Origin of the sequence: Anaerofustis sp. NSJ-163, from assembly GCF_024135845.1 — a bacterium.
In the GTDB taxonomy this organism is placed as follows: Bacteria; Bacillota; Clostridia; order Eubacteriales; family Anaerofustaceae; genus Anaerofustis; species Anaerofustis butyriciformans.
Window position 1 is genome coordinate 262,406 of record NZ_JAMYJV010000003.1, and the last position, 26,673, is coordinate 289,078.

Sequence of the window (26,673 nt, forward strand, 5' to 3'; positions counted from 1 at the left end):
CTATATAAGTATGACTATTAAAATAAAAAGTATAGTATAGACTTTAATCATAAATTTGAGAAAAAAATAAGAATAGTAAAGATATATGAAAGTTTTAAATAAAATACTTTGGTATTAAAAAGCATCCTTAAAGGATGCTTTTAATTTTTATTATTTTTCGTTTTTAACTTGTCTTCTGATTCTAATACCGTTTGCGATTGCACATGCTAAGCTGACAACTGAGAAAATTGCGATTGCGCCAAATCCTCTGAACCATTCTGAAATTTTAACAAGTATAAAGTTAAGAGGTGTTGAAGCATTTGAAATACAACTAACCAAGCTGAAGCCTTCCGGAAGTTGATAAGATGCACTTATTGCAGCTTGTGTAAATACCGGTGCAATTGCGGTTGAAAGAAGTACACCGATTGCCATCATTGATATTGCAATAAGTAAACTTCTAAATGCATTTTCGTTACACATTGGAACAATTAATGCCATTATGTAAGGTGCAGAGCTTAGGTCTGTAAATGGTAAGAATTGATTCCCAGGTACGATTAATGCAAGTAAAATAATTACAGGAGTTAAGATTAGTGCTGTTGCTATGGTTGTAGGATTACCAAGGGCTACTGCGGCATCCATACCGATATATATTTTACTTCTATTTTTGAATTTTTTGTTTATTATAACTTGTGCTCTTTCTGAAATTGGTGTTAATGCTTCACCAAAGTATTTTGCCATTGCAGGAATTAAAACAAGTGTAGCTCCAAGAGTTATGGCAATTAATAAATATTTATCGTATGCTTTTATTCCATAAGCAAGGATACCTATGATAAGTCCGATTACAAATCCTACAATTAAAGGATCTCCAAGTACCCCAAGTTTTTCTTCCATTTTCTTTGCATTGATGTCTATTTTGTTAAGTCCAGGAATTTTATCGATAATTTTATCAACTACAAAAGAAATACTCGCAAGGACTACTGTCATTGTATGAGGGAAACTTATTCCTTCCATTTTTGTAACTCTTGCTATTCTCTCTGCCGTTAAGTCCGCAAGAACCAAAGCAATTACAAATTCACATACTGCGGCAAGAAGTCCTAGAGGAACTGATGATGTAATAATTGCAACCAGCGAACCTGTAAAAGCAAGCTGCCAGAAATTCCAAATATCAATGTCTGCTGTTTGTGTTAAGTTAAGTACAAGCATAACAACATTTACAAGCAAGCATACAGGTATTATTATCGCTCCTACCTGTGTTGAAAATGCAATTTGAGCTGCAGTCGGCCAGCCAACATCAAGTATATTTAGATTTAAATTTAGATTTTCAACCATTTGTTGTGCTGCCGGACCGATAGTGTTACCAAGTAGATTGATTACAAGGTTTATTCCTATAAATGCAACCCCTATGGTAAGTCCTGATTTTAAGGCTTTGCCAAAGCCTGTGCCAATACAAAGGGCAATAACGAAAATGATAATAGGCATCATAACGCTTGCCCCCAAGTTTGATAAGATATCAAAAAAGCCTACAATATAATCCATGATGTATCCTCCCTAAAACGTAATAACTTAAATAAATTATATAACTTTTTTTATATACAGTCAAAGAAAACATAATGATTTTTATTTATAATTATTTGATAATTGTCATTACTTTTTTAGTAATGATTTTTATATGAATAAATAATCTTTTATATATTGCAATAAATGGATAAAATTTCTTTGTAAAATATTAAATATATATTAAAAAAAGGCTCTTTGCTTGTGATTTATCTGTCAAAAGATTATAATGAATTTAAATAAATATTTTGTCTGAGGAGGCAATTATATGGAATTTAGAAAATTTAAAGATAAGTATATTATAAGACTTAACAAAGGAGATGAAGTAATATCTTCCATTACCGATTTATGCAGAAAAGAAAATATCAAACTTGGTAGCTTTGTTGGTCTTGGGGCGGCAAATAAAGTAAGTATAGGACTTTATGATACTGAGCAGAAAGTTTATCATAGGACTTCATATGAAGAAGCTATGGAAATTACTTCACTTATAGGGAATATTTCAACTTTTGATGATGAAGTATATCTTCATGTTCATATAACACTTTGCAATAAAGATATGCAGGTGTTTGGCGGACACTTAAATGAATGTTATATTTCTGCAACCAGTGAAATTACTTTAAATATAATTGACGGAAAAGTTGAAAGAGAATATGATGAAGAAACAGGACTTAATTTATATAAGTTTTTATAAAAGGAGTGCATGCACTCCTTTTTTATTTGTCGTCATATGTTTCTATCATATATCCAATGTAATGACATTTAGGACATGTTAGTTTTCTTGTTTTTGGTGTATGATAAGAAAATAAAAATTTAAAAACTGTTGGTTTAAATAGTTCTTTACACTTAGGGCATATATATAAAGTATTGTTATAATATAGTCTAAAGGATATTAGACCGAGAATGATTACAATAATCATTATGGGAATGAAAGGAATCCATATTCCTTTTATTATCCAGAGTAAAATTGTTCCAATAAGAATAATGTTCATTATGATTCCGATTATAACCATATTAATATGGACCTTTTTTAACTGATTATTTCTTTTCATTATAGTTTCTATGTCTTTAAGTGAATTTACCGGAAGATTCTTTTTGTCTAAAACAAAGTTTTTTATTAATTTTATAGAATTTAATTTTTGTAATATATCTTTTTCTTCTTTTTTTAATATTTTTGTTTGTTCATCCAATATGTCTAATATTAGTTCGTCTTTAATATCTGTTTCTATTATTTCTTTGATTTGCGTAAGAGAAAGTCCGATTGATTTTAAAAGGCATATTAAATTTAAATCTTTAAGACTTTCTTCATCATATAATCTTCTCCCTCCTTCGCTTAACTTAACAGGTTTTAAAATTCCTTTTTTATCATAATATTGAATTGTTCTTACTGATACATTTGCTAGATTTGCTATTTCTCCGGTTGTATATAATGACATAGTATCACCTCCTTAGTGAAAGACTACAATATTACCTTGGGTAACGAGCAAGTGTTTTTTATATTATTTTATATTATTTTCTTATCAAGTAATTAAATAAATATTAAGAAAGTCTTAAATCTATTGTAAAGGATTTAGCAAGGTGCTATTTTAATTATATGAAATTTATGTGAAAAAAATATAAAAATAAAATGATGAAAATAATAAAATTATATGATAAGGAGAAGAGGGATGAATACAAAATTATCTAACAAACTTATTTCAACAACTTTAGCGTTTATGATGTTTCTTGAAGTTGTACTTTTAGGTTATGCACCAGTTGTCAGTGCAAAAGAAAATACAGAACTTCCTAAAGAAACTTCAAGGCAAAGTGATGTAATTGAAAAAAGCGAAGATTATACTGTTTATGAAAATGAAGATGGAACAAGAACGATCGATATGTATACATCTGATGTACGATATAAAAATGAACAAGGAGAATATATCGATTATGATAATTCTATTGTAACAATGCCTATAAGAAGAAAACGAAGTGTTATGGATAATTATAAATATACTAACAAAGAAGGTATGGTAGATATCAAGCTTCCTGAAGATTTAGCATCTGATGTCCCAATAAGTATTCAGGATAAGGACAATAATGAAGTAAAATTTTATCCTGTTTTTGAAAAAGAAGTTTCTAAAGAAGAAACAAAGGGTGAGCTTAAAAAAGAAACTGTAGAAGGAATATATTACGAAAAAGAAGAAAAGAATACAAAAATTGTATATGGCAGTGACGATGAAAATATTGATATGGAATATATTCCAATAGATAACGGAATTAAAGAAAATATAATTATAAATAAACCCACTGATAAGAATATATTTACATATAAAATAGAATGTAGCGGAATGATTCCTCGCATTCCTGAAGTTGGTGGTGTTATTTTCTATGATAAAGATAATCCTAAAGAAGAAGTAGGTGCAATTCTTACTCCTTATATGACAGACAGCAGTGAAAATGGTGGATATAGTGAAGATCTAAAGTATTCTATTGAAAAAAGCGAGGAAGGAACTGATACATATATTTTAACACTAACGGTTTCAAAAGATTATTTGGAAAGTAAGGATAGAGTTTATCCTGTAATCATTGATCCTACATATACTGCAAAAGCTACAAACGGTGTTAAAGATGTATATATTGAAAGCGGATATCCTACATCTAATTTTTATGTAAGTACCATAAGAAAAATGCCGATAGGTTATGGATCAACTGATAAAATATGTAGAACTCTTATAAAATTTCCTGAATTACAAGCAAAAATAAAAGGGAATTATGTAACAAACGCAAATCTTAAACTATATGAACTATCAAATGGATCTCCGTTTTCAACATTAGAAGTTCATAAAAATACTTCATCTTGGGCTCTTGGAGAAGTAACATGGAATACAAGACCTAAGTATGCGGCTACTGTTTATGCTTCAAAAAAATTAAGTAATGCAAGTTCTGCACATTCACTAAATATTACAAAACTTGTACAAGAGTGGGCAAAAGGTACTCAAGCAAATTATGGTATTCTTTTAAAAGCCAGTGTAGAAAGTTCTTCTACAAAGAATTATAATTCATTTCACGGGACGAGATCATCGACATCATCTAAAAGACCTACTCTTTCCGTAACATATACGGTTCCTTCTCCAAAACCGCCTGCAAAAGCAACGGTAACGGTAAATTCTTCAAATACGATATATTTAAAAAAGGGGACTGATTTAACCATAAAATGGAGCGGAATAAAAAGCAATTGCCTTGAAGCCGTACAGTCAAGATATATAAAATATGGTGCTGATAATGTATTTGATAATGCAACTGAGCTGAAAGCTTATTCTTCCGTAGGCTCCGTAGCGGCAAGCGGTACCTTTACTGTACCGGCGGCTACTACATCAAAATGGAGTGAGGGAAGATATGCTATTGGTGTAAGGGGGATTGATAAAGGCGGAAATAAAGGAAGCGGAACATATTGCTATATTTATATAGATAAAACTGCACCCAAACCAGTGAGTAATATAAAACTTAGTTCATCAAGGAGTTCATCTGATTCAAATACCGCAAAACTAAAAGTAACATATGCTTCGAGTGTTGATTCTGGTACAAATCCATCGGGTATAGGAAAATATAATATTATTCTTTATGGACAGGATGGAAACGTAATTCAAAATATTTTTACTACAAATAAGAATACATATACGTTTGAAAATGTAGAGCCAAATCAAAATGTATATGTAAAAATATCTGCAGTTGATAAAGCAGGTAATACCTCAAGTGTTGTTCAAAGTGACGAACATTTAATATCTAATATGGTTTTACCTGACATTAAAGAAGAAAATGGTCTTATATCCAATATCAAAGATAATCCTTGGGTAAATAACGATAACAATAATATATTTATATCATGGGATGTTAATTATAAAGATTCTGATAAAGAGCTTGATTTAGGAAAAATAACTGCAAATATTGTAAAAGCAGACGGTAGCTCTATTGAAGGATTTTCAGAAAAAAATTTAGAATTTGAAGATGGAAAAACTATATATCCTAAAAAATATGATAGGTATAAAATTAATAGTTTATTTGAAAAATTTGCCACTCTTCCTGATGGTAAATATAAAATTATTATAAGATTTTACTCTTCTGATAATGTTGGATTTGATGAAGGACAAATAGTATATAATAAAGATAATGTAGCACCAAATTTAAATATAATATCGCCACAAGAAAATAAAATTTTGAAAGGTATTGTTCCGATTTCATATGAAGCCAGTGATAATACAACTGGTAGCGGAAATATTGGTGAAAAAAGAGTATACATAATCGATCAACAAAAAAATGAAAAATTATTAAGTGAAAGTCTTGATACATACAATCTAAATACAACGGAATTTGATGAGGGGAAATATCAAATTAAAGTTGTTGTTTTTGATATGGCAGGAAATAAATCTGAACAAATAAGAAATGTTAGTATATCAAATCCACCACCTACTCCTATTATAAGTTTTGAAAATTATTTTGGAGGATTAAATTCTAAAGTTAAATTAAACTATAGTTGGGTTAAAGGTGATGAAGGCATAAAAAAAGTTGATCATATAGAATATGCTATTAATAATAAAGATAATTCATGGATTACAATAAATAATTCAAACCCTAATGTTGATGATGCAACAAAATATGATGAAAAATTTGTAGAATTAAATTTAAACGGTCTTGAAGAGGGGGATAATATTGTCTACTTTAGAGCTGTTGATAGTGATGGAATATATGGTACGACAAGAGAAGTAAAATATACTGTTGATAATACATCTCCTAATATTGATATTGAATCACCACTTACGAATTCAAAATTTATTGATATTTTATTTATCAAAGGTAGTATTTCAGATGAATATTTAGATACATATGAAATATTTGTTGCAAAAGGTGAAAGTCCTGCAATTAATGATTTTACTCTTATAAAAAAGATAAACAATACAAAAGAGAGAAATAATATAGAAGGAACAATCGGAGTTATTAATTTAAAAGATAAGGAATTATATCCGGTTGGAAATAAGTTCACAATAAAAGTTAAAGCTACAGATAAATGTGGAAATATATCTGAAAAAACATTTGTTGTAGAAAAAAAAGAGGTTATTAATCATGATGCAGATTTTAAAATAGAGAAAACTAATACTGCAGATGGAGAAATTGTATTAATTGACGATGAAAAAGCATTAATTAATGTTAAATCTTTAGATGGTAAAGAATATAATTCTTCCAATCTTGATTATTTTGTAGATGGACATAAAGTTTTAAAAGATAAAAATGGTAAATTTGATTTTTCAGATATAGAAAAATATTCAGATGATAGTACTCATAGTGTTTTAGTTCGTGATAATTCTACGGATCAAAAAAAATATTCTGCTCAAACCTATGAATATAATCTATACGACAGTATTACCACAAATGATGAGGAATTAAAAAATACAATTAAATCAGATAATATGATTACTTTAAATAATACTACTGAAGGCGAATATATTATAAAAAATTCTGCTATAAATACTTTTGCTGAAAATGGTCTTTCTTTGAAAGTAATATCAGATGATAATATACCTCAAGGATGTAGTATAGAATATTATTTGAAATTAAATGACAACGAATATATAAAAGTAAATAATAATGAAGAATATTATCTTGGAGGTGACGCAGAAGGTTATATTTTAAACTCTCTCAATTTAGATTCTTTAGAATTTAAAGCAGTTTTAAAATCTAACGGAAAAGATAAGCCTGCAATTAATTCTGTAAACATTATTTTAAAAGGTACAAGTTCAGATATACTTAAAATTGATATGATGAATAAGTATAATCCTAAAAATATAATGGCAGTTCCTCAACTTAATTATAAAACAAAAATAAGTTGGGAAAATGTTGCAAAAGAAGATGATAATGTAACTTATGAAATATATAGGAGCACTACCCCTGATTTTAATCCAAATACGACCGAACGTGTTCAAGAGGGAGTTAAAGAAGATTATTGGTATGATAATTATACTCCTATAGATGAGTTTAACAATGCAAATAATAATGAAGGTATTACAGCAAGAAGTGCAGAGGTATCAGGGAAACGTTTTTACTATAAAGTTAAAGCTGTAAAAGATTTTAATGGCCATGTAAGAAAAAGTAGTGGAAATAACTCTAAAGCTGTTATTTTGCCATCTATGAATGAGTATACAAAACGTCTTGGTATAAAAGATTATTGGGGATATAATGAATTTACAACCTCAACTGGAATAGGATATATTGAACAAAGTTTAGGAAATTTTGTATATAATCAAAGTGATGCATATGTAAAAGGAAAAGAACTTGATATAGAACTTACAAGGACTTATAATTCTCTTTCAACATCTAAGACACCAATGGGTTATGGATGGGATTTTAGTTTTAATCCTATACTTCTTTCAACATATAACGAATATGGCGATGAGCAGGGAATGGTTTTTAAGGATGGAAGCGGTACAATTTATAATTTCCTTAAAATAAATTCAGATAAAGCAATTGAAGAAATAAAAGACGAAAAAACCAATAAAGTAAAAGAAATTTATACTCACTATAAAAGTCCATTAGGAATTTATGTACATTTAAAGAAAGTTGAAAAATTAGACTTTGAAGATAAAGATAAAGATGGTGATTTTAGCGAAGTAATAGATGTAGTTTACATAATAGAAACTTCGGATAAAATAACATATACATTTAATAGGTCTTCTCAAATATTAAGTGTTAAAGATACAAATAACAATCAAGTTGACTTTAAATATAATGAAAGAGGGCAATTATCAGAAGTAGAAAACTATAATGGGAAAACATTAGAAGAAATTAATAATACAGACAGTAAGCGTCGTTCGAGAATTACTTTTGATTATACTATCGGAGAGGAGCAAAGTGATTTAATTCAATCAGCGACCCTTCCAAGCGGACAAGTTGTAAAATATAAATATAATTCAGATGATATTCTTATCAAATCTTCATTATATGAAAATGAAGTTTCTGAAGAACCTTATATAGAATATTCATATGATTATGCAGATGGTCAACTAAGTAAAATTATTGATCCTAATGGATATGAATATGATGTTGGATATTATTCCCAAGGAGAAGACAGAGATAGAGTTGAAAGTGTTCAATATCCAAATGGGGATATGAAAAAATATATATATAAAAGAGATAATGGAGAAAGCGGAGACTTACAAACTTATAATGAAACAGTTGAAGAAATATATGTAAATAATGATGGGATATTATCAAATATATTTAACCCAAATACAAAAATTGGTGAAAGCAAAGTTAGATACAATGTCGATGGTAACATTATTTATTCTAAAGATATTTTGGGAGAAGAAAGCCAAAGTACATATATAGGAGGATTAGAAAGAGAGAATACATTAAATGTTACTTCTTATGATGTAGATGAAAACGGAGTAATAAGACAAAAAAGCGAAGAAGTAAAAAATACAACAGAATATGATGATATAGCAGATAACAATACAATTGTAGGTAAGATTGCAGACAGTAAAGGTAATATTGTTAAAGAAAGCGATAGTGAAGGGAATATAACAAAATACAGCTATAATGATAACAGCGCAAATAATGATACAAACCCTACTGAAATGAAAATAAGTTATGACAATGACAAATCTATGAGCGAAAGTTACAAGTATGATTCTAAAGGTAACTTGGTAGAAATGACAGATAATGATTCAAAAGATAAAATTGTTTCTACATATAATGATAATGGTCAGGTTATAAAAGAAGAAAACAGTATTGATGGAAACGTTACGGATACAACCTATTATACATATGATGAAATGGGAAATATTATATCAGAAGAAACTATTGCAGGAAGTACTGCTAAAAATACATCTACTGATAAAACCGAAAATAAATATGATATATATGGAAGATTGATACTGGAAAGAGATGCAAGAGGATATGTGACTGAACATGTTTATGACGCATTAGATAGAGAAATCAGAACAATTTATTATACAAAGAAAAGTGAAAGTATTGATAATATTGATAAAAGCGAATATGTAGATGAAATTTATGAATATGATAAAAATGGTAATCTAACAAGAGAGAAAGACAGAGAAGGCAGAGAGACAATTTATGAATATGACAATGTTAACAGAATTATATCTAAACAAGTTAGATTAGGTGAATTTTCTAAAAAATGGACTGTAAATTATTCTGTTGAAGATGTTGAGGTATATTTCCCGAGCGGTACCGTTTATTACGATAAAGCATATGTAGAAACACAAAAGAATCCTGACGGGGAAGTAACTTCCGTAATTTACAGAGATAAAGCGGGGAATGTGGTTAAAAACATAAGCAAAGGAAATGTAACTTCATTTAAATATAACAAAAATGGCGAAGTTATAGAGTCATACATTATAGGTCAAGATGATTTGAATAATGATAATATCCATAATGGAACAATCGTTATTGCCACATATGATAAAAACGGAAATAATACGAAAAATATAGCTAATCCTGTTTGGAGTGAAGAATTAAATGCATATAAAATAAGTGATAAAGATACTATTGTATATAGTTATAAGTATGATTCTCTTGGAAATAATATAGAATCGACGGACCCTAAAGGTAATATAACGACGTTTGCATATGATACAAATTCGCAAGTTACAAAGGTAATTCTTCCTACGGTTGAAGGAAGCAATGCAAAAAATGTAACAAATCATACATATGATATTGTACAAAAGGCTACGGGAAATACAATTACGAGAACTTTGAACAGTGAAGGACAAGTCAGTGAAACCGAAGAAGACGCTAACGGTAACGTAGTAAGAGAGACCGACCATGGTTATGATAAAGAAGACGATAAAAAAATCGAAACTTTATATACATATGACCAAAACGGAAATATGCTTACACAGACAACAAGCAGCGGAACCGTTTATTATGAATATGACGATATGAACAGTATGATTAAATCTGTTACCAAAAAGAATGATGAAGGTGAAGATATAAACTATAGTACATATACATATGATAATTTCGGAGAAATGACATCAAGAAAAGATTATAAAAACGGAACACTGGAAAGAGTTGCTCTTTATAAATATGATGCACTGAAAAGACTTACTCACTATTATGAAGGAGAAGAGCCTGAAAAAGACAGCGAAGGGAATTATGTAAATGTAAATTATGTTGTATATTCTTATGACATAGAAGAAAATTTAACTTCAATTACATATCCGAATGATATAAGCATTAAAAAAGTAACTTATGAATATGGGAAATACGACAGACTTGAAAAAGTATATTCAAGCGAAGATTCTTCAAGCAAAGGCAGTCTTATAAGGAAATATTATTATGCAGGTGATAATCGTGTAAATAAGATTGAAGATTACAGAAACAATAATGATTTCATAGAAAAAACTTATGCATATGATAAATTCGGAAGATATACCTCAATAAATATTAAGGATAGTACGAAGCAAGAGCCTACGGAATATTATAAATATGCATATGATAAAAACAGTAATATAATAAGTGAAGAAATGTGCAATACCAATGAGGTTGCGGCTTTTGCGGATGAAGAAAATACTGATGATGATTCCGAAGATCGGTTGTCAAAACATATACAAGCAGACGGTATATATCATATAAGAAGAGATTACTCTTATGATGAATTAAACAGAATAAAAGATGTAAAAGAGTATGAAATAACTTCTTCTTATGATGAAAATACCGATGGGAACATAAATTCAGAAAACTTATATATGACAACATCATATACATATGACACAATAGGAAATATTAAAAGCGTAACAAAGAATAATAAAACAAGTCTTTATGTTTATGATGAAGATGGTTTGAATTTCTTAACCGCCATTAAGGACAAAGACAGCGGAAAAGATAAGGTAACATATGAATATGATGCCGACGGAAATATGATAAAAGAAAATGACATCGAGCATGAAAAAGTTACTTTAAACAGCTATGATGAAGAAGGGCAGTTACTGAAAACTATAATTACCGATACAAAAAATAATACTACAGATACGACAATTAATAAGTATAATGGTGCAGGAGAGAGAATAGAAAAGGACGTTAACGGTGAAAAAACATATTATTTTGTTGTAAATGATGCTGTTTTATATACTTATAAAATTACAACTGATTCAAGCGGAACCGAGAACAGAACAATAACATCTCAAAATGTCGTTGCACCGGATGGAAGCATTATTTCTTCAAAGAGAAGTGAAGGATATTATATTTATAATCTTGATTTAAAAGGAAGCACCGTATCCGTAGCGGCTCCTGACGGAAGCTACAAACTTGTATATGCTTATGATATATACGGAGAGCCTGTAAAAAGAGGAGACAAAGACTTTTATAACGAAATTACTTTTACGGGAGCGGTATATGACGAAAGCACGGGGTTATTCTATTTGTCAAGCAGATACTATGACCCTACAACAGGAAGATTTATCTCCATGGACAGCTACAGGGGAGAGCTTGACGATCCGCTAAGTCTTAACTTATATGCCTACTGTCAGGGTAATCCGATTACATATGTTGACATAGACGGTAATATGCCTCAAATATTAATCGGAGCAATAATAGGCGGCGTAACTTCCTTTGCTCAAGAAATAATAACCCAAACTGTTTTGGAGGGAAAAGGACTACGAGAGGTTCAATGGGAAAAGGTTATAGCAAAAACTGGTGCAGGAATAGGAATAGGAGCGTTAACAGGAGGGATTGGTTCATTTAAAATTTTTGCAAAATCAATAACTGCTCAAGTTGTCATAAATGCAGGGGGTGGATTGGGTCTAGATATTTCTAATCAGTTTATGGATCAACATGGAGTCGGGTTTAAAAATAAAAAGATTAATTGGGGACAAGCTGCCACTTCGGCTTTTGTATCGGGAACAAGTACATTTTGGGGTGGTGTCGTAGACAGTGTAAATAAATCAAACCCTTCAAAAATTAAAGCTTCGGATATTGCAACGGGATTGGAAAGTTCAGAACCTGTTGCCAAAGCAGTAAAGAAAACAGTAAAAAATCAAGTCAGCAAAATAAAAGCAACAGCAAAAACAGTCAAGAAAAAAATTGTCAAAACAGCAAAAAAAATAAAGAAAAAAGTTAAAAAAACTGTAAAAAAAATAGTGAGAAAAGCAAAAAAAGTGTATCATACCGTAAGGAAAAAAGCCAAAGCTGTGGTTAGAACGGCAAAAAAGGTTATAAAAAAAGCTAGAACCGTTGTAAAAAAGACAGTTAAAAAAATAGCAACATCCGTAAAAAGAAGAGTCGTCCGTTTTATAGGCAGATTCAAATGGTGGTAAAAAAAAGAAAGAGAGGTATTAAAATGAACAATATAAACATTGAAAATAGAATGAAAGAAGAGACATATATTGTCTCTTCTTCAAAAGGATTGATGATAATACTTGGTATAGTAAGTATGTTACTTTTATACGGAGGTTGTACTTATATATATCAGGTTATAAGTAAAGGAATTGCAGGAGAAAAGATATTATACATAGTACTCTTTGTGGGAATATTCGGCTTATTTTTCGGAACATTGTGGAACAGAGTAAGCTTTAAAATAACAGTAACAAGGGATAAATTAAAGGTAAGAAATATGTTCTTTAGAGAAAAAGAATATTATTTTAATGATATATCTGATTATACATTTACCTACGGAAAATGGAACAGCAACGTAAATGTGTTTATGGAAGAAAAAAAGATATTTTCCATAGATTCAAGTGATAATAACTTTAATAGATTATACGGTGACATAAAAAATGAGGTAGAAAGGAAAAATCAGGGGAAATCATCCATTAAAGAAAATGTAAAAGAATATACTGTAGAAGGAGTAAAAGAGGACAACAAAAAGGAGCTTAAAAAGGGAATTGTTTATTTTATATTATATGCTGCATTTATATGGCTTATAATTTTTCCTCTCGGAGAAGGTTATCCATCTATATTAAAGTTTTGTATATTATTTTCTATATATTTATTTATATTAGCTTTGTTTTTCATATTGTCATTATTTACAAAAATAATAGTTAAAGGAGATTCAATAATATTAATAAAACCTCCGTTTAAAAAGAAATATCGTAAAATGAGCGATATTGAAAAAATATATCATTATCCTGATCATATAGAAATATATATGAAAGATTATACATTTTTTTCAAAATTTACTTCTTTTTCAACAGATAAAGAGCAATATAAAAATGTTGATATATTTTTAAAACAAGCAGAAGAAAGTGGTGTTATGATAAAAAAAATCGGTTTTTAATGATTTTAATATGTTGAAATAAAAATTGAGAGGTTTTAATTATATAAGAATAGGTTGATTTAAAGAATAAAATAAGAACTATATTTGTAATGGAAAGGGAAAAGAATAAATTGAGTGAAAACAAAGATATTTATACCGTCTCTTCTTCAAAAGGATTGATGATAATACTTGGTATAGTAAGTATGTTACTTTTATACGGAGGTTGTACTTATATATATCAGGTTATAAGTAAAGGAATTGCAGGAGAAAAGATATTATACATAGTACTCTTTGTGGGAATATTCGGCTTATTTTTCGGAACGCTGTGGAACAGAGTAAGCTTTAAAATAACAGTAACAAGGGATAGATTAAAGGTAAGAAATATGTTCTTTAGAGAAAAAGAATATTATTTTAATGATATATCTGATTATACATTTACCGACGGAAAATGGAACAGCAACGTAAATGTGTTTATGGAAGGAAAAAAGATATTTTCCATAGATTCAAGTGATAATAACTTTAACAGATTATACGATGATATAAGAAATGAGGTAGAAAGGAAAAATCAGGGGAAATCATCCATTAAAGAAAATGTAAAAGAATATACTGTCAAAAAGAAGAAAGAAGAAAAAAAAAATCTTATTAGTTTAATTGTTGCTTTAATAATGACTATTCCGCTTATTGGTGGTTTTTTGTTAGCTCTTGGTGGTTCACCAAGAGATATATTTATAATTTGTAGTATAGCAGCGATAATGTTTTTTGTATTTATATTATTAGCTATACAAGAGTACTTTACAAAAATTATTGTTAAAAAGGATACGATTATATTAATAAAACCACCGCATGCTAAAAAATATTGTAAAATGAGCGATATTGAAAAAATACATAATCATCCTGATATTATAGAAATATACATGAAAGATGATACTCCTTCACAATTTGCTACTTTTTCCAGAGAGAAAGATGAAAATGTAGATATTTTTTTAAAACAAGCGGAAGAAAGCGGTGTTTTAATAAAAAGTTCTGATTTTGATACTTATAATATGCTTAAATAGGTATTATTTTTGATATATTTAGACTAGGTAAATAGTGCCATTATAAACAAATATGAGATTGTTTACATTGTAAAACATATTTTAAAATTATTAATATTAATAATTATTTCAATTTTATGTTTTATTATTACGTAAATAATAATATTTTTTATCAGAAAAAATAAAAAAATTAGAAAAGAGACAGATATTGTCTCTTTTCTAATAGTATAACAATATGGATTAAGATATTATCTATTTTCACTGAAATTTTTATAGAATGAAATGGAAAATATTAAAAGATTTTATAAAAATAACATCCATACTATTTATATGTATTTTATTTATCTTTGCTATTTTGATATTTAATTATCCTAAAATATCAATGCAGAAGTTCACTCCTGAGGGAGAGTATTTATATTCTGTTAAATCTCCTTATGATGAAAAGAAAGTAAATATTTATTTGTTTAACGGGGGAGCGACAACAAGTTATTATATTCGAGGTGAAGTGGAATTTGAAAACGGAGAAAAAAGAAATATATATTTTAATGATGATGAAGAAAATGCGAAAGTAAAATGGACAGGAAAAAATTCTTTAATAATTAACAATCACATAATAGAAGATGTAAACCGAGATTTCTATAATTTTAAATTTGAGTAGAAAAGGAGAAAAGAAAATAATTACTCATTCCTTACATTTAAAGAAGAAGATAAGATTTTAAAAGATTTATCAACTGTCATAAAAGAAATTGATAAAGAAAATATTTAATATTAGTAAAATGTAGTAAAATATATCTATATAAAATATTAATTTAGTAACGTATCATTTATCTAATAATTACAATATATGAAAAAATGGGGGTGGCAATATGATTAAAAGAAATATTTTATATTGGTTATGTATAATTATTTTTCCTTTTTATTTGATAATTGGAATACCAAACATAATGGAATATTTTACTACATCAAATGTTTTGGGAGATATGGATACAAACATTATTTTAGCAGTTTTACATTTATTTTGTGCGATATTTTTATGTTATCTTATTACACGCTGGCATAGATGTGCATCTAATATAGTTAGTACAGTATGTTTTGCACTTTGCTTTATTGCGTTAGTGATGATATTAATATCTGAAACATTTTATCCGTTGTTTTTACTGCCAAGCAGTGTAGAACAGGATTTATCATTACTATATATGCTTAATTTCTTGTATTTATTACTGATATTTTTTAGTAATAAAGCAAGATTGCAAAAACAAGAAGAGGAATATTTTGAAGATTAATTTATTACATGGTTTAAAAGAAGAAAATAATTGAATAATTAACATATTTTTATTAGAGGGGAAATATGAAAAAAACATTTAAAGTATTTTTGTCATTAGGTGTATTAATATTTGTATTTATGTTAATTGTAAATTTTATTGATGAGAATTTTTTAAGATACAATGTAGAAATAAATGACAAAAATGTAAAAAATACAAATATAGAAAAATATTACTATTATTTTAATGATGATTATAGCGAGATTGTTCTTGCAGGAGTTAGTGATGATTTAAAAATAAATAAAAATATAGCAAGCATTGCTCCTAGATATCTTTATTATGGACCCCGTCCACGTATCATACAAAATAAAGATAATGTATATATTATGTATAGTGGTCTTAATTATAAAAACGATGATGAAAATATATATTATGATGAAGATAAAAAATATTGTATGAGAATGTTTTTATATAAAAATAAACCGATTATATGTGATTATAATGTTTCTGATAACAAGATATATGATGTAAATATAAAACATAAACATGATACAATTTTATTGGATGGAGTTATATATAAGAATAAATACATAAATATTTTTGAGAAAAATAAAACACCATTTTACAACATAATTGAAAGATGGAGTAAAACCACAGGCTATATTAACAATAAAAAACTTGATCACCCAATCGTCGGACTATCTTCTTTAAATATTAAAGGCTGTTTAGTTGATAATATTTATTATTATCCGGCTTTAGATGGTATCTATGCATACAATCTTGATAATGATACAGATAAGAAGATGATTGATTTAGATCTAAGAAACTGCGAAGATGTTTATTTAATAAAAAATAACCAAAATTTTATTTTAATAAAAGAAAATATTCCATTAGTAAAAAATGATGAATATATTGGCATGGCTGCAAAAGCAAATGATACAGAAATTATTAAATTTGATAGTCAATTTAAAATAATAAAAAGTATAAAATTAAATAATGATATAGAAGATATTACGATAGGACAAAAGGGAGCTGTCATAACTTATGGAGAATTTAAAAATGGTAATTTTGAGTTAAATTACAAATATATTAATTTTGCAACCTTGAGAGAAGATATTATATATGAAAGAAATCTAAAACTAGATGATACTATTACGGAATTACATTTCCCTGATATAGACCAATATTTATATAAATGCTTGTTTATGGAAAGTAATAAAAGTTTTATATTTATAGATACAAATAAGCATGAGATTGATAATGTTGTTAAGGAGAGAGATATTTAAAAATAAATATGTTGAGGTTTTAATATGAAAAAGAAACTTTTATTTCAAACATTGCTGTTTTTTGCTTTTGTGATATTCATATTTATTTTTTCTTATAATATTCTTTTAAGATTATCTAATGTGAAGAATGAACAAGTAAGTGGACAGATTGACTTTTCTTATGTTTATAAATATAAATTATCTTATAGTGAGGAGGATATCACTGATTATATAAATCAAATAGATAAAACATGTGAAGAGCATGGTTTAAAATGTGAAAAGGATACATCAATTTTATATTTTGATAAAGATGGTATATTTATTTATAGATATTATAAAGGTGATAGAGAAAATTATAAGGGCTTGGAAATTACAATTGATATTTCCAATAAATCTTCTGATTTAGAAAAATTATATAAGGAATTAAAAGAAAAAAAATTCTTGGATTTTGAAAGAATTTATGTAAATGATTTTTTTATGCATGATTATAAAAATGTAAATCAAAAAAATATGCAAATAGAACATAATAGTAAAATAATTGCTATTGTATATGAAAATTTAAAATATTCTTTTGGTTTATTTGAAGAAGCAGGAAGTGAAGCACCTTATTTTACAAAGGGATATTATTCAGGAAATATTTATATAAGAAGACCTAAAGAAGAAGTTAAAATTCACTTAGAAAGTAAGAAAGATATTACAAGTAAAGATTTTCAGTGGATAATAAACAATGTTTTTCCTTTCAAATAATATTAATGATATTACATTAATGTTGTTTTAATAAGCTTTATAAATTAAAGATATTAACATAATGAGTAAAAATAATATAAGGTTACAATTACTTATATATTACAATCATAATAAATATATTGGTACTAAATAAATGACGAAAGCAGAAGCATAAAAAGAGTACGTTTCTGCTTTTATTGTTATATTTTTGTTATTTTAATACAGTTTTTATAAAAATTAATCTTGGATGAATAGATTTAAAGTAAATATTTTAAAGTACTGCTATATATCTAATTAAAGGTAAAGGATGTGAAGTTATGAAAGCAGTAAATATTGTTACTCATAAAAATAATAATTTAAGCAATATTTGTGTTGGATTTTGTTTTTATGGTGGTGTTATATATGAAAATAATAAAGTCAGAGGTATTTCGCATTTGCTTGAACATTTATTTTTTAGAAGGTTAAATAATTTTTCTCAAAGAGAATTATATAAAAATTTAAATAAAATAGGTGTGTCTTTAAAGGGAGTAACCTATAAAGATCATATAAAGTTTTCTGCCACTGTGCTGCCGAAATACTTTAATAATTTTGTTGATATAGTTATTAATTTATATGAAGATTTTAATTGGAGCGATAGAGAAATTTTTTCTGAAAAAGAAGTCGTAAAAAGGCAAATAGAAGAAAGCGGCGAGTCGTATTTTCGAGATATTGTAAATAGAAATTATTATAAAGGCAGCTGTATTAAGAATTCAATAATGGGAGAAACATATCATATAGATAATCTTTCATCAAAAATAATTCATGACTATAAAAAAAGAATATTTAATAAAGAAAATTCTTTGATTATTCTTACGGGAAACTTTAATCAAGATAACATTCATTATTTAGGAAAAAAGTTAAATGAGATAGAGGGGTTTAAACATAAGGAGTTAGTTAGGCAAAAAGCCATACCAGATAATTTTTGTAATAGGAATAAGAATAATCATATTATTATACCCAGTGAGTATGATATAAATGATATTGAAATTATTATTGATATAGATAACTCAGTTGATATTAATATGGTTGAGATGTTGTTTAATATTTTTGCCATAGGAGATGGTTCTCGCTTGACATTTAAGCTTAAGGATACTTTAGGCTATGTTGGGGATATGGACTGTGAATATGATTTTTATAAAGAGTTCAAGACAGTTACATTAAGTTGTAGTGTAAATAACAATGTTCTTGTTGAAACAATTAATATCATTTTTGAAGAAATGAATAAGATGAAAAAGAATTTAACAAATAATGATATAGATGAGGTTATTGTTTTTTGTAAAGATTTTTCTTATATCATTGATTCTTCACAGGATTATAATGATTTAATTTCAAATGAATATTTCCTTTTAAACAATAAAGATTTTAGCATTAAAGATAAAGTAGATAAGCTAAATAATATAACAGCAGATGATTTAATGAAAACTGCAAAGATACTTTTTAAACCTGAAAATATTAGTATTTATGTAGAAAATAACAGTAGAATAGAAAGGAAATATAAAGTTGTTGATTGTATAGAAAATAATTTATGTAATTTAAGTTTATAACAATATGTTAATAATTAAAAAATGTTGTTAAATATGTGCTTTCTTTTACACATGGAAACATATTTAAAAAAGGAGAACATATATGTCAAAAATAAAAAATTTATATTTTAAGCTAAAATATAGAATAAAATACAGGAAAGAACGAGGGCTTGATATGGATAAGTATTATTCTAATTTGGGTTACATAGAAAATACAAAAGAAATAGATGAAAATGATAAAAATTTTGAAATAAAAAACAGTTTTAAAAATATCATGACTAAACTTGATTATGTTGTTTTTGATAGAAATAAGGAAATAAATTACAAAAATATATTTTATAAATTAGATAATATAATATCACGCTGTAAGGAGAACAACTATATACAAGGTGAGATTGATTCTGAAAATATTAATAAAGAGATACATTTTAGTCTAACTATACTTAAATCCTCAAAAAAAGCTTATAAATTTTTTGAGGCAGAAAAAAGTATGTATGATGATTTATATAATATGGTCAAGTGCATTAATGAGCAAAATAAATTTATTGTTTATATTGATAAAGAGGAAAATCTAGATAGAGAAATAAATGATGATGAAAGTTCATTATATGTTGATTATCCGATTATTAACATTGCTTTGTTAAAAGATAATTTGGTTTTAACCGGACAAGCTCCAACGATTATGGAAAAAGAGATTTTAAATACAGCAAAAAAGCTTGGATTTAACGTATAAAAATAAAGATTTTAAAGGAATATGAAATGAATAAAAAAAGATATGTTAAACCTCTTGTATTTATCATTATTATATTAGCTTTTGTAATGGGAATGATTTACAAATATACAATATCCATGTCAAATTTACCTGAAGGGGAGCTTATTTATACAAGCACTTCAAATAGTAAAGAGTATACTTTTAACGGATATTTGGTAAATAGCGGTGCAATGGTAGCTTATGCAGTAAGAGGCGAGATAGTAAACAACAAAACAAAAGAAAAAAGAAATATTTACTGGGATTATCACGTAAATACAGTTAATGTTAAATGGATAGGAGAAAAAACAATTATTGTTAATGATAAAAAAATTGATGATATAGATAGGGATAAATACGATTTTAGAAACGATAAAAAATATGATGCAGATTATAATATCGAGCATTTTATGAAATAATTATTAAAATTTTAAGATGTTATAAGTCTTGGGTTGTATAGTTTTAATAGTATTTTTTAAATAATTAAATATTTCTTAACAAACATGTAAATCTATTGTAAAGGTTTATAAGAAGTGCTAAGTTATATATGAAGTTTATGTGAAAAATACTTTATGTAAATCTGAAAACCTAAGGCTTTTTTAGGTTTAATGAAATTTAAAATTTATTGTAAAAAATAAAACAATAAAAAATATAATGTCGAGGTTATAAGAAAACTTGTTTTAGTATAGAAATAAAAGAGAAGGGATTATAATTGCAAAATAACAATAAAAACACACACCAAATTAGTGCGGAAGAAAATAAAAGTTACTATAATAAAAATTTACGTTTTGTAGTAAGAACAGATATATCTGTATTATTAGGAATAATAGGACTTTTTATTTTGATAGTTTTGCTCCCATTTATAGATTTTAAAGAAGGTCCGGGAGCAACTGTACTTCTTGAAATATACTTTATAAAACTTTTTTGTAATTTAATATATTACTATGTAAATAGAATATATGTGTATAAAGATAAACTAATTTATAAAAGATTTTTGCTTAAAGATAAAGTTTTTTATTATAAAAGTGATATAACGGATTTTAAATGTTGTCAATTTTTTAGTAAGAAAATAAAATTTTATAAAGTAGATCCAAAAACAAAAAGGAAAAAGAAATTATTTACATATTATTTAAAAACAAAGAATACAGAAAGGTTGCTTCATTATTTACATAGCAAAGGAATAAAAGGGGATGTGTTTATACCATCAGATGACGATTATTATATACCATAAATATAATAAATATTTAAGTAATGTTTTATGAAAGTAATATCCATTATGAAAGAGGGAATTAAAATGAATAATACAAACATTGAAAGAAGAATGAAAGATGATACATACATTGTCTCTTCATCAAAAGGGCTAGTAATAATACTATTAGTGGTAAGTCTTATTATGTTATACGGTGGAGGAAGTTATATCTATGATGTTGTAAGTAGGGGAATAGTAGATGAAAAAATATTATATGTAGCTATTTGGACAGGTTTATTTATATTATTCTTTGGAACATTATGGAACAGGATAAGTTTTAAAATAACCGTAGAAAGAGACATGTTAAAGGTAAGAAATATGTTCTTTAAGGAAAAAGAATATTATTTTAATGATATAACAGATTATAAGTTTATAGACGGAAGATGGAACAGCAACGTAAATGTATTTATTGAAGGTAAAAAGATATTCTCCATAGATTCAAGTGATAATAACTTTAACAGGTTATACGATGATTTAAAAAATGATGTGGGGGATAAAAATCAAGTAAGGTTAAAAGATAAAGAAAGTGCAAAAGAATATGCTGTCAAAACCAAGAAAGAAGAGAAAAAAAATCTTATTAGTGCAATTGTTGCTTTAATAATGACTATTGTGATTTTTGGTTGTTTTATATTAGCTCTTGGTGCTTCGCCAAAGGATATATTTATAAGTTGTAGTATATGTGCGATAATGTTTTTTGTGATTATATTATTTGCTATGCAAGAATACTTTACAAAAATTATTGTTAAAGAGGATACGATTATATTAATAAAACCACCGTATGCTAAACAATATTGTAAAATGAGCGATATTGAAAGAATACATTATTCTTGTGAAATTATGGATATATATATAAAAGAAAATGCTTTTTCTTCAAAATTTGCTTCTTTTTCCAAAGAGAAATATGAAAATATTGATATATTTTTAAAACAGGCAGAAGAAAGCGGTGTTAGGATAACAACTTCTGATTTTGATACTTATAATATGTTGAAATAATATAGTTTTTATATATTTAAAGTATTTAGATAATTTTATGGTAAAAATTATTTTTAGTTCTTTATTGCATTAAAATTTATTTGTATAAATATAAAACACCTCTCCTTATGGAGAGGTGTTTTAATTAAACATTCCAAAACTTATGGAAAGTCCTTCATTTACTTTATTCATTGTGTCTATATCCACATGGCCTATTTTTTCTCTTAATCTTTGTTTGTCTATAGTTCTTATTTGCTCAAGTAATATTACGCTGTCTTTGTTAAGTAAGTCATTTTTAGCCGAAAGAGAGATATGAGTGGGAAGTTTTGCTTTACTCATTGATGATGTAATTGCAGAAACAATAACGGTAGGGCTGTGTTTGTTTCCCATATCATTTTGTATAACAAGAACAGGTCTTAAACCTCCTTGTTCGCTTCCCACTATAGGGCTTAAATCTGCGTAATATATATCTCCTCTTTTTATGTTCATTTGTTTTACTCCAGTTTATTTATATATTCTTTTGTTTTAATTCTTTATCCTCATATTTATAATATTTAAAAGAATCAAACTATGTTACTAATAAAATCTTTGCCTTTAATGAGATTTTTTATACCTAAAAATAAAATTTAAAGTCATATTTTTTATATAAAAAAATATATTTTAAAAGGAGTATATTTAGGAGGAATAAAATGGAATTTGAACAAATGGTAAAAAAAATTAATTTAACCGGTAAGGAAGATAATATTGATATAGTTACAGAAGTTTTTGAAAGCGTAAAAATTCTTGATAATATGTCAAATATAGAAAGAATTTTGCTTACAAACAGCGATGCAATGATAAAAAACATATCCTTAAAGAATGGTAAGTTCGTTTTAAAGGGAATTTTAAGAGTTAATATTTTGTATCTTGGGGAAAATGAGAGTCTGTGCGGTATAGATAAAAATATAGAATTCTTTGTTACCCTTGCAGAAGGAGAAAAATGGGATAAGCTTTATAATCTAAAAACTCAGATTCAAAATATTGAATTTAGAGTGGTGAAGAAAAGAAGAATTGAAGTTAGCGCTAATGTAAGAGTATTTGGTATTTGTATGGCAGGAGAATATATAAACACAATAAGCGAAGAGGGAATGAAAGCACTTGAAGTTAAAACTTGTCATGATACGTTGAGTATTTTTGATACCAACTCTACAAAAGAAACATTTACTTTTAAAAAGGATATACCTTTAAGTGACAGTATAAATATTATTTTTGTCAGTGCAGCTTTAAGAGATATTAACACTAATGCGTCGGGGGTGGGCGTATTATACAGTGCAAAAGTTGAAATACTTCTTATATATAAAGACGGTTTTGAAGAAGACAGTGAGGTAACGATAGAAAAACTGGTTTATCCTATAAATCATTTCATTGAAAAAGACCCTAAATTGAAATGCGACTATTATAATATAATCCCTAGCATTGAAAACGTGAATGCAAGGTATGTAATGGAAGATGAAGATTCTTTCATAGAAATTAGTATGGATATGATTTCAAATACTTTGTTTAGTGAAAATAAAGAAATAGACGTTGTTCTTGACGCCTATAGTACGAATAAATCCATAAAGCCGGTTTTAAAAGAACAAAATGTAATATCCCTAAAAAGTGAAACGGAAAAAAATATAAAAGTAAGTAATTCAAAAACCTTAATGGATATGGATATGATAGGTTCTGTTATAGGGGACAGTGAAAATATTAGGTACGAGTATTCCATAGATGAAAACATATTAAGCATAAAAGGCGAAATAGAAGTAAATATGGTTACATATATAGATAACGACAGTAAATATTATGTTGATACCATAAATCTGCCTTTTGAAATGAAAGAAGAAGTAGATTTTTCAGGCGGAGATGACTTATTTATAAATATTGATATAAATAATTTAGTCATAAACAGCTTAAACCAAACAATAAGCATTGATGGCGATATAAATATATGTGTTTATGTACTTGGAAGTATGAATGTTATGAATTTATATGGAGTTGAACAGATAGAAAATGTAGAAGAAAAACAAAAAGATATAAAAGTAAAGATATATTACAAAGAAAGAAACGAGAGTTTATGGGATATAGGAAAGAAAAACTTTATAAAATCAGATGATATTTTAGATATGAATGATATTGAAAATGAAAGCGATATAGAAGACGGTTATCCTCTTATTATAAGGTAGTTTTATTTACATTCCCTTATTATGTTGCTATAATATGTTTTATTATATATAAGGGAGAAGAGCTTTGGAATATACGACAATATACGATTACTTTAGTTTCTTTATAATATATTCTTTTTTAGGCTGGTGCGTTGAGGTTATATATCAAACCTTTAAAGAAGGTCGTTTTATAAACAGAGGATTTTTGCATGGACCTGTTTGTCCGATTTACGGTTTTGGTGTTTTATTGGTAATATATTTTTTAGAGCCTTTAAAATCAAATTTTGTTATTTTGTTTTTTGGTTCTTTGGTTTTTACTACACTGCTGGAACTATGTACAGGTTTCGTGCTTGAAAAATTATTTGCAATAAGATGGTGGGACTATTCAAATAACAAGTTTAATTTAAACGGATATATATGTTTATCTTTTTCGTTAATTTGGGCTTTTGCTTGTGTGTTCGTTGTGAATATTATCCACCCTCTTATAAACTTGTTCGTTGATGTTATTCCATATAATGCAGGAATTATTTTAATTATTTTTATTTTATTAATAATGCTCGTTGATTGTATTTTAACTGTTAATACAATATTAAAATTCAAGGCAAAATTAGAAAGACTAAGTCAAATTGGAGAAAAGCTTACACAGTTATCTGATAATATTGGTAAGAAACTTTCCGACGAAACCCTTGAATTTATGGATAAAGGTGAAAAATTAAAAGAAGATATGTATCTTGAGAAGCTTGCTATAAAAGAGCTTAAAGATGAGAAAAAGGATATTATCGAAAATCATTTGATGAAATTCAGATATTATGAATATTTCAAATTCCATCCAAAAGTTAAATTTCAAAAATACAATGATGTTTTTGAAGAGCTACTTGAAAGAAGAAAAAAGAGAAAGCATTAATGCTTTCTTTTTTTATATTGAACATAAAAAATTTATTTTATATAATTATATTAATATAGTTTGCTAAATGGAAATTAGGAGAAAAATATGTCCGAAATAAAATTATTTAAAATAAACAATGAAGTTGAACGATTGGTTCCTACACAAGTTTTACTTGAAAAAGAACTTCAAAATTTAATTGAAAATAATATGGAACAGTTTTTTGGTGTTCGTTTTTTATATAGCGAATATAGTATACCAAGTGGGAGAATGGATAGTATTGGGATTGATGAAAATAACTGTCCGGTAATTTTTGAATATAAACGAAGCAGTAATGAAAATGTTATTAATCAAGGATTGTTTTATTTAGATTGGTTGCTTGACCATAAAGCGAATTTTAAACTTCTTGTTATGGAAAAATTAGGAAGTGATGCTGCAGAATTAATAGACTGGTCTGCTCCTTGTGTAATTTGTGTTGCAAATGATTTTACAAAATATGATGTACATGCAGTTAATCAAATGCAAAGAAATATAAAATTGGTAAAATATAAAAAATATAATGATGAACTTATTTTATTTGAACACTTAAATGCTCCGATTATAAAAAATAGTGTAGATAGTACAGTAAATGAAGAAAAGAGAAATTCATCACAAAAAACTCATTTAGAAAAATTAAATAATTTATCAAAAGATTTACATATTTTATATGATTCAATTTGTGATTATATTGAATCTTTAGGGGACGATATTGTTTCTAATCAATTAAAACTTTATTTAGCATATAAAAAAGTTCAAAATATGGCATGTATTGAGGTTTATAATAAGCAAATTATAATATATTTAAAACTTAATCCCGATACAGTTATATTAGAAAATGGATTTACAAGAGACATGAGAAATGTTGGTCATTATGGAACTGGAGATTTACAGATTACCATAAAAAACAATAATGATTTTGAGAAAGCAAAACCTTTAATCGAAAGAGCATATAATGAAATGTAGAAAAATAGCCTTG

19 protein-coding genes are annotated in these 26,673 nt (G+C 27.0%); 16 read left to right on the forward strand and 3 right to left on the reverse strand.

What is annotated here, in order from left to right:
* Positions 1-150: 150 nt before the first annotated feature.
* Positions 151-1,515, reverse strand: a complete 1,365-nt coding sequence (locus M6G78_RS04695) for a PTS galactitol transporter subunit IIC (protein ID WP_253229745.1) — start codon at positions 1,513-1,515, stop codon at positions 151-153.
* 286 nt (positions 1,516-1,801) lie between these two features.
* On the opposite strand from M6G78_RS04695, the gene M6G78_RS04700 reads away from it, so the two are divergent.
* Positions 1,802-2,224 (forward strand): PPC domain-containing DNA-binding protein, encoded by a 423-nt coding sequence (locus tag M6G78_RS04700; protein ID WP_253229746.1) that lies wholly within the window; start codon positions 1,802-1,804, stop codon positions 2,222-2,224.
* A 22-nt stretch (positions 2,225-2,246) separates the two neighbouring features.
* Here the strand turns inward: M6G78_RS04700 and M6G78_RS04705 are convergent, their stop codons facing one another.
* Positions 2,247-2,966, reverse strand: coding sequence for a MerR family transcriptional regulator (locus M6G78_RS04705; protein ID WP_253229747.1), 720 nt, complete (start codon positions 2,964-2,966; stop codon positions 2,247-2,249).
* Positions 2,967-3,197: 231 nt separating this feature from the next.
* Between M6G78_RS04705 and M6G78_RS04710 the strand changes: the two genes are divergently transcribed.
* The 12 genes from M6G78_RS04710 to M6G78_RS04765 all read left to right on the forward strand — a co-directional run bounded on the left by M6G78_RS04710 (position 3,198) and on the right by M6G78_RS04765 (position 22,613).
* Positions 3,198-12,836: a DNRLRE domain-containing protein gene (locus M6G78_RS04710; RefSeq protein WP_253229748.1), complete on the forward strand. Its 9,639-nt coding sequence runs from the start codon at positions 3,198-3,200 to the stop codon at positions 12,834-12,836.
* Between the two features lie 23 nt (positions 12,837-12,859).
* Positions 12,860-13,795, forward strand: coding sequence for a DUF6560 family protein (locus tag M6G78_RS04715; RefSeq protein WP_253229749.1), 936 nt, complete (start codon positions 12,860-12,862; stop codon positions 13,793-13,795).
* Positions 13,796-13,905: 110 nt separating this feature from the next.
* Positions 13,906-14,829, forward strand: a complete 924-nt coding sequence (locus tag M6G78_RS04720) for a DUF6560 family protein (RefSeq protein WP_253229750.1) — start codon at positions 13,906-13,908, stop codon at positions 14,827-14,829.
* Positions 14,830-15,085: 256 nt separating this feature from the next.
* The gene (locus M6G78_RS04725) at positions 15,086-15,466 is read left to right on the forward strand and encodes a DUF5412 family protein (RefSeq protein WP_253229751.1); all 381 of its coding nucleotides are present in this window, start codon (positions 15,086-15,088) and stop codon (positions 15,464-15,466) included.
* Positions 15,467-15,674: 208 nt separating this feature from the next.
* Entirely contained in the window at positions 15,675-16,091 is a 417-nt protein-coding gene (locus M6G78_RS04730; protein ID WP_253229752.1) for a hypothetical protein, read from the forward strand.
* A gap of 65 nt (positions 16,092-16,156) precedes the next feature.
* Positions 16,157-17,356 carry a hypothetical protein gene (locus tag M6G78_RS04735; protein WP_253229753.1) on the forward strand — a complete coding sequence of 400 codons (1,200 nt, stop codon included), beginning with the start codon at positions 16,157-16,159 and terminating at the stop codon, positions 17,354-17,356.
* 24 nt (positions 17,357-17,380) lie between these two features.
* Positions 17,381-18,082, forward strand: coding sequence for a hypothetical protein (locus M6G78_RS04740; protein WP_253229754.1), 702 nt, complete (start codon positions 17,381-17,383; stop codon positions 18,080-18,082).
* A 296-nt stretch (positions 18,083-18,378) separates the two neighbouring features.
* A complete protein-coding gene (locus M6G78_RS04745) occupies positions 18,379-19,644 on the forward strand; it encodes a pitrilysin family protein (RefSeq protein ID WP_253229755.1) in 1,266 nt (421 codons plus the stop codon).
* Positions 19,645-19,726: 82 nt separating this feature from the next.
* Positions 19,727-20,356, forward strand: a complete 630-nt coding sequence (locus tag M6G78_RS04750) for a hypothetical protein (RefSeq protein WP_253229756.1) — start codon at positions 19,727-19,729, stop codon at positions 20,354-20,356.
* Positions 20,357-20,382: 26 nt separating this feature from the next.
* Positions 20,383-20,790: a DUF5412 family protein gene (locus M6G78_RS04755; RefSeq protein WP_253229757.1), complete on the forward strand. Its 408-nt coding sequence runs from the start codon at positions 20,383-20,385 to the stop codon at positions 20,788-20,790.
* Between the two features lie 293 nt (positions 20,791-21,083).
* Positions 21,084-21,602, forward strand: a complete 519-nt coding sequence (locus M6G78_RS04760) for a hypothetical protein (RefSeq protein ID WP_253229758.1) — start codon at positions 21,084-21,086, stop codon at positions 21,600-21,602.
* Positions 21,603-21,647: 45 nt separating this feature from the next.
* Positions 21,648-22,613, forward strand: a complete 966-nt coding sequence (locus M6G78_RS04765) for a DUF6560 family protein (protein ID WP_371922824.1) — start codon at positions 21,648-21,650, stop codon at positions 22,611-22,613.
* Between the two features lie 120 nt (positions 22,614-22,733).
* Here the strand turns inward: M6G78_RS04765 and M6G78_RS04770 are convergent, their stop codons facing one another.
* Positions 22,734-23,081, reverse strand: a complete 348-nt coding sequence (locus M6G78_RS04770; protein WP_253229760.1) for a type II toxin-antitoxin system PemK/MazF family toxin — start codon at positions 23,079-23,081, stop codon at positions 22,734-22,736.
* Positions 23,082-23,281: 200 nt separating this feature from the next.
* Between M6G78_RS04770 and M6G78_RS04775 the strand changes: the two genes are divergently transcribed.
* The 3 genes from M6G78_RS04775 (at position 23,282) to M6G78_RS04785 (ending at position 26,660) form a co-directional block, all read left to right on the forward strand.
* Positions 23,282-24,796: a DUF3794 domain-containing protein gene (locus tag M6G78_RS04775; RefSeq protein ID WP_138268450.1), complete on the forward strand. Its 1,515-nt coding sequence runs from the start codon at positions 23,282-23,284 to the stop codon at positions 24,794-24,796.
* Positions 24,797-24,860: 64 nt separating this feature from the next.
* A complete protein-coding gene (locus tag M6G78_RS04780; protein ID WP_253229761.1) occupies positions 24,861-25,679 on the forward strand; it encodes a putative ABC transporter permease in 819 nt (272 codons plus the stop codon).
* A gap of 87 nt (positions 25,680-25,766) precedes the next feature.
* Positions 25,767-26,660 carry a DUF5655 domain-containing protein gene (locus tag M6G78_RS04785; protein ID WP_253229762.1) on the forward strand — a complete coding sequence of 298 codons (894 nt, stop codon included), beginning with the start codon at positions 25,767-25,769 and terminating at the stop codon, positions 26,658-26,660.
* The last annotated feature ends 13 nt before the right edge of the window (positions 26,661-26,673 follow it).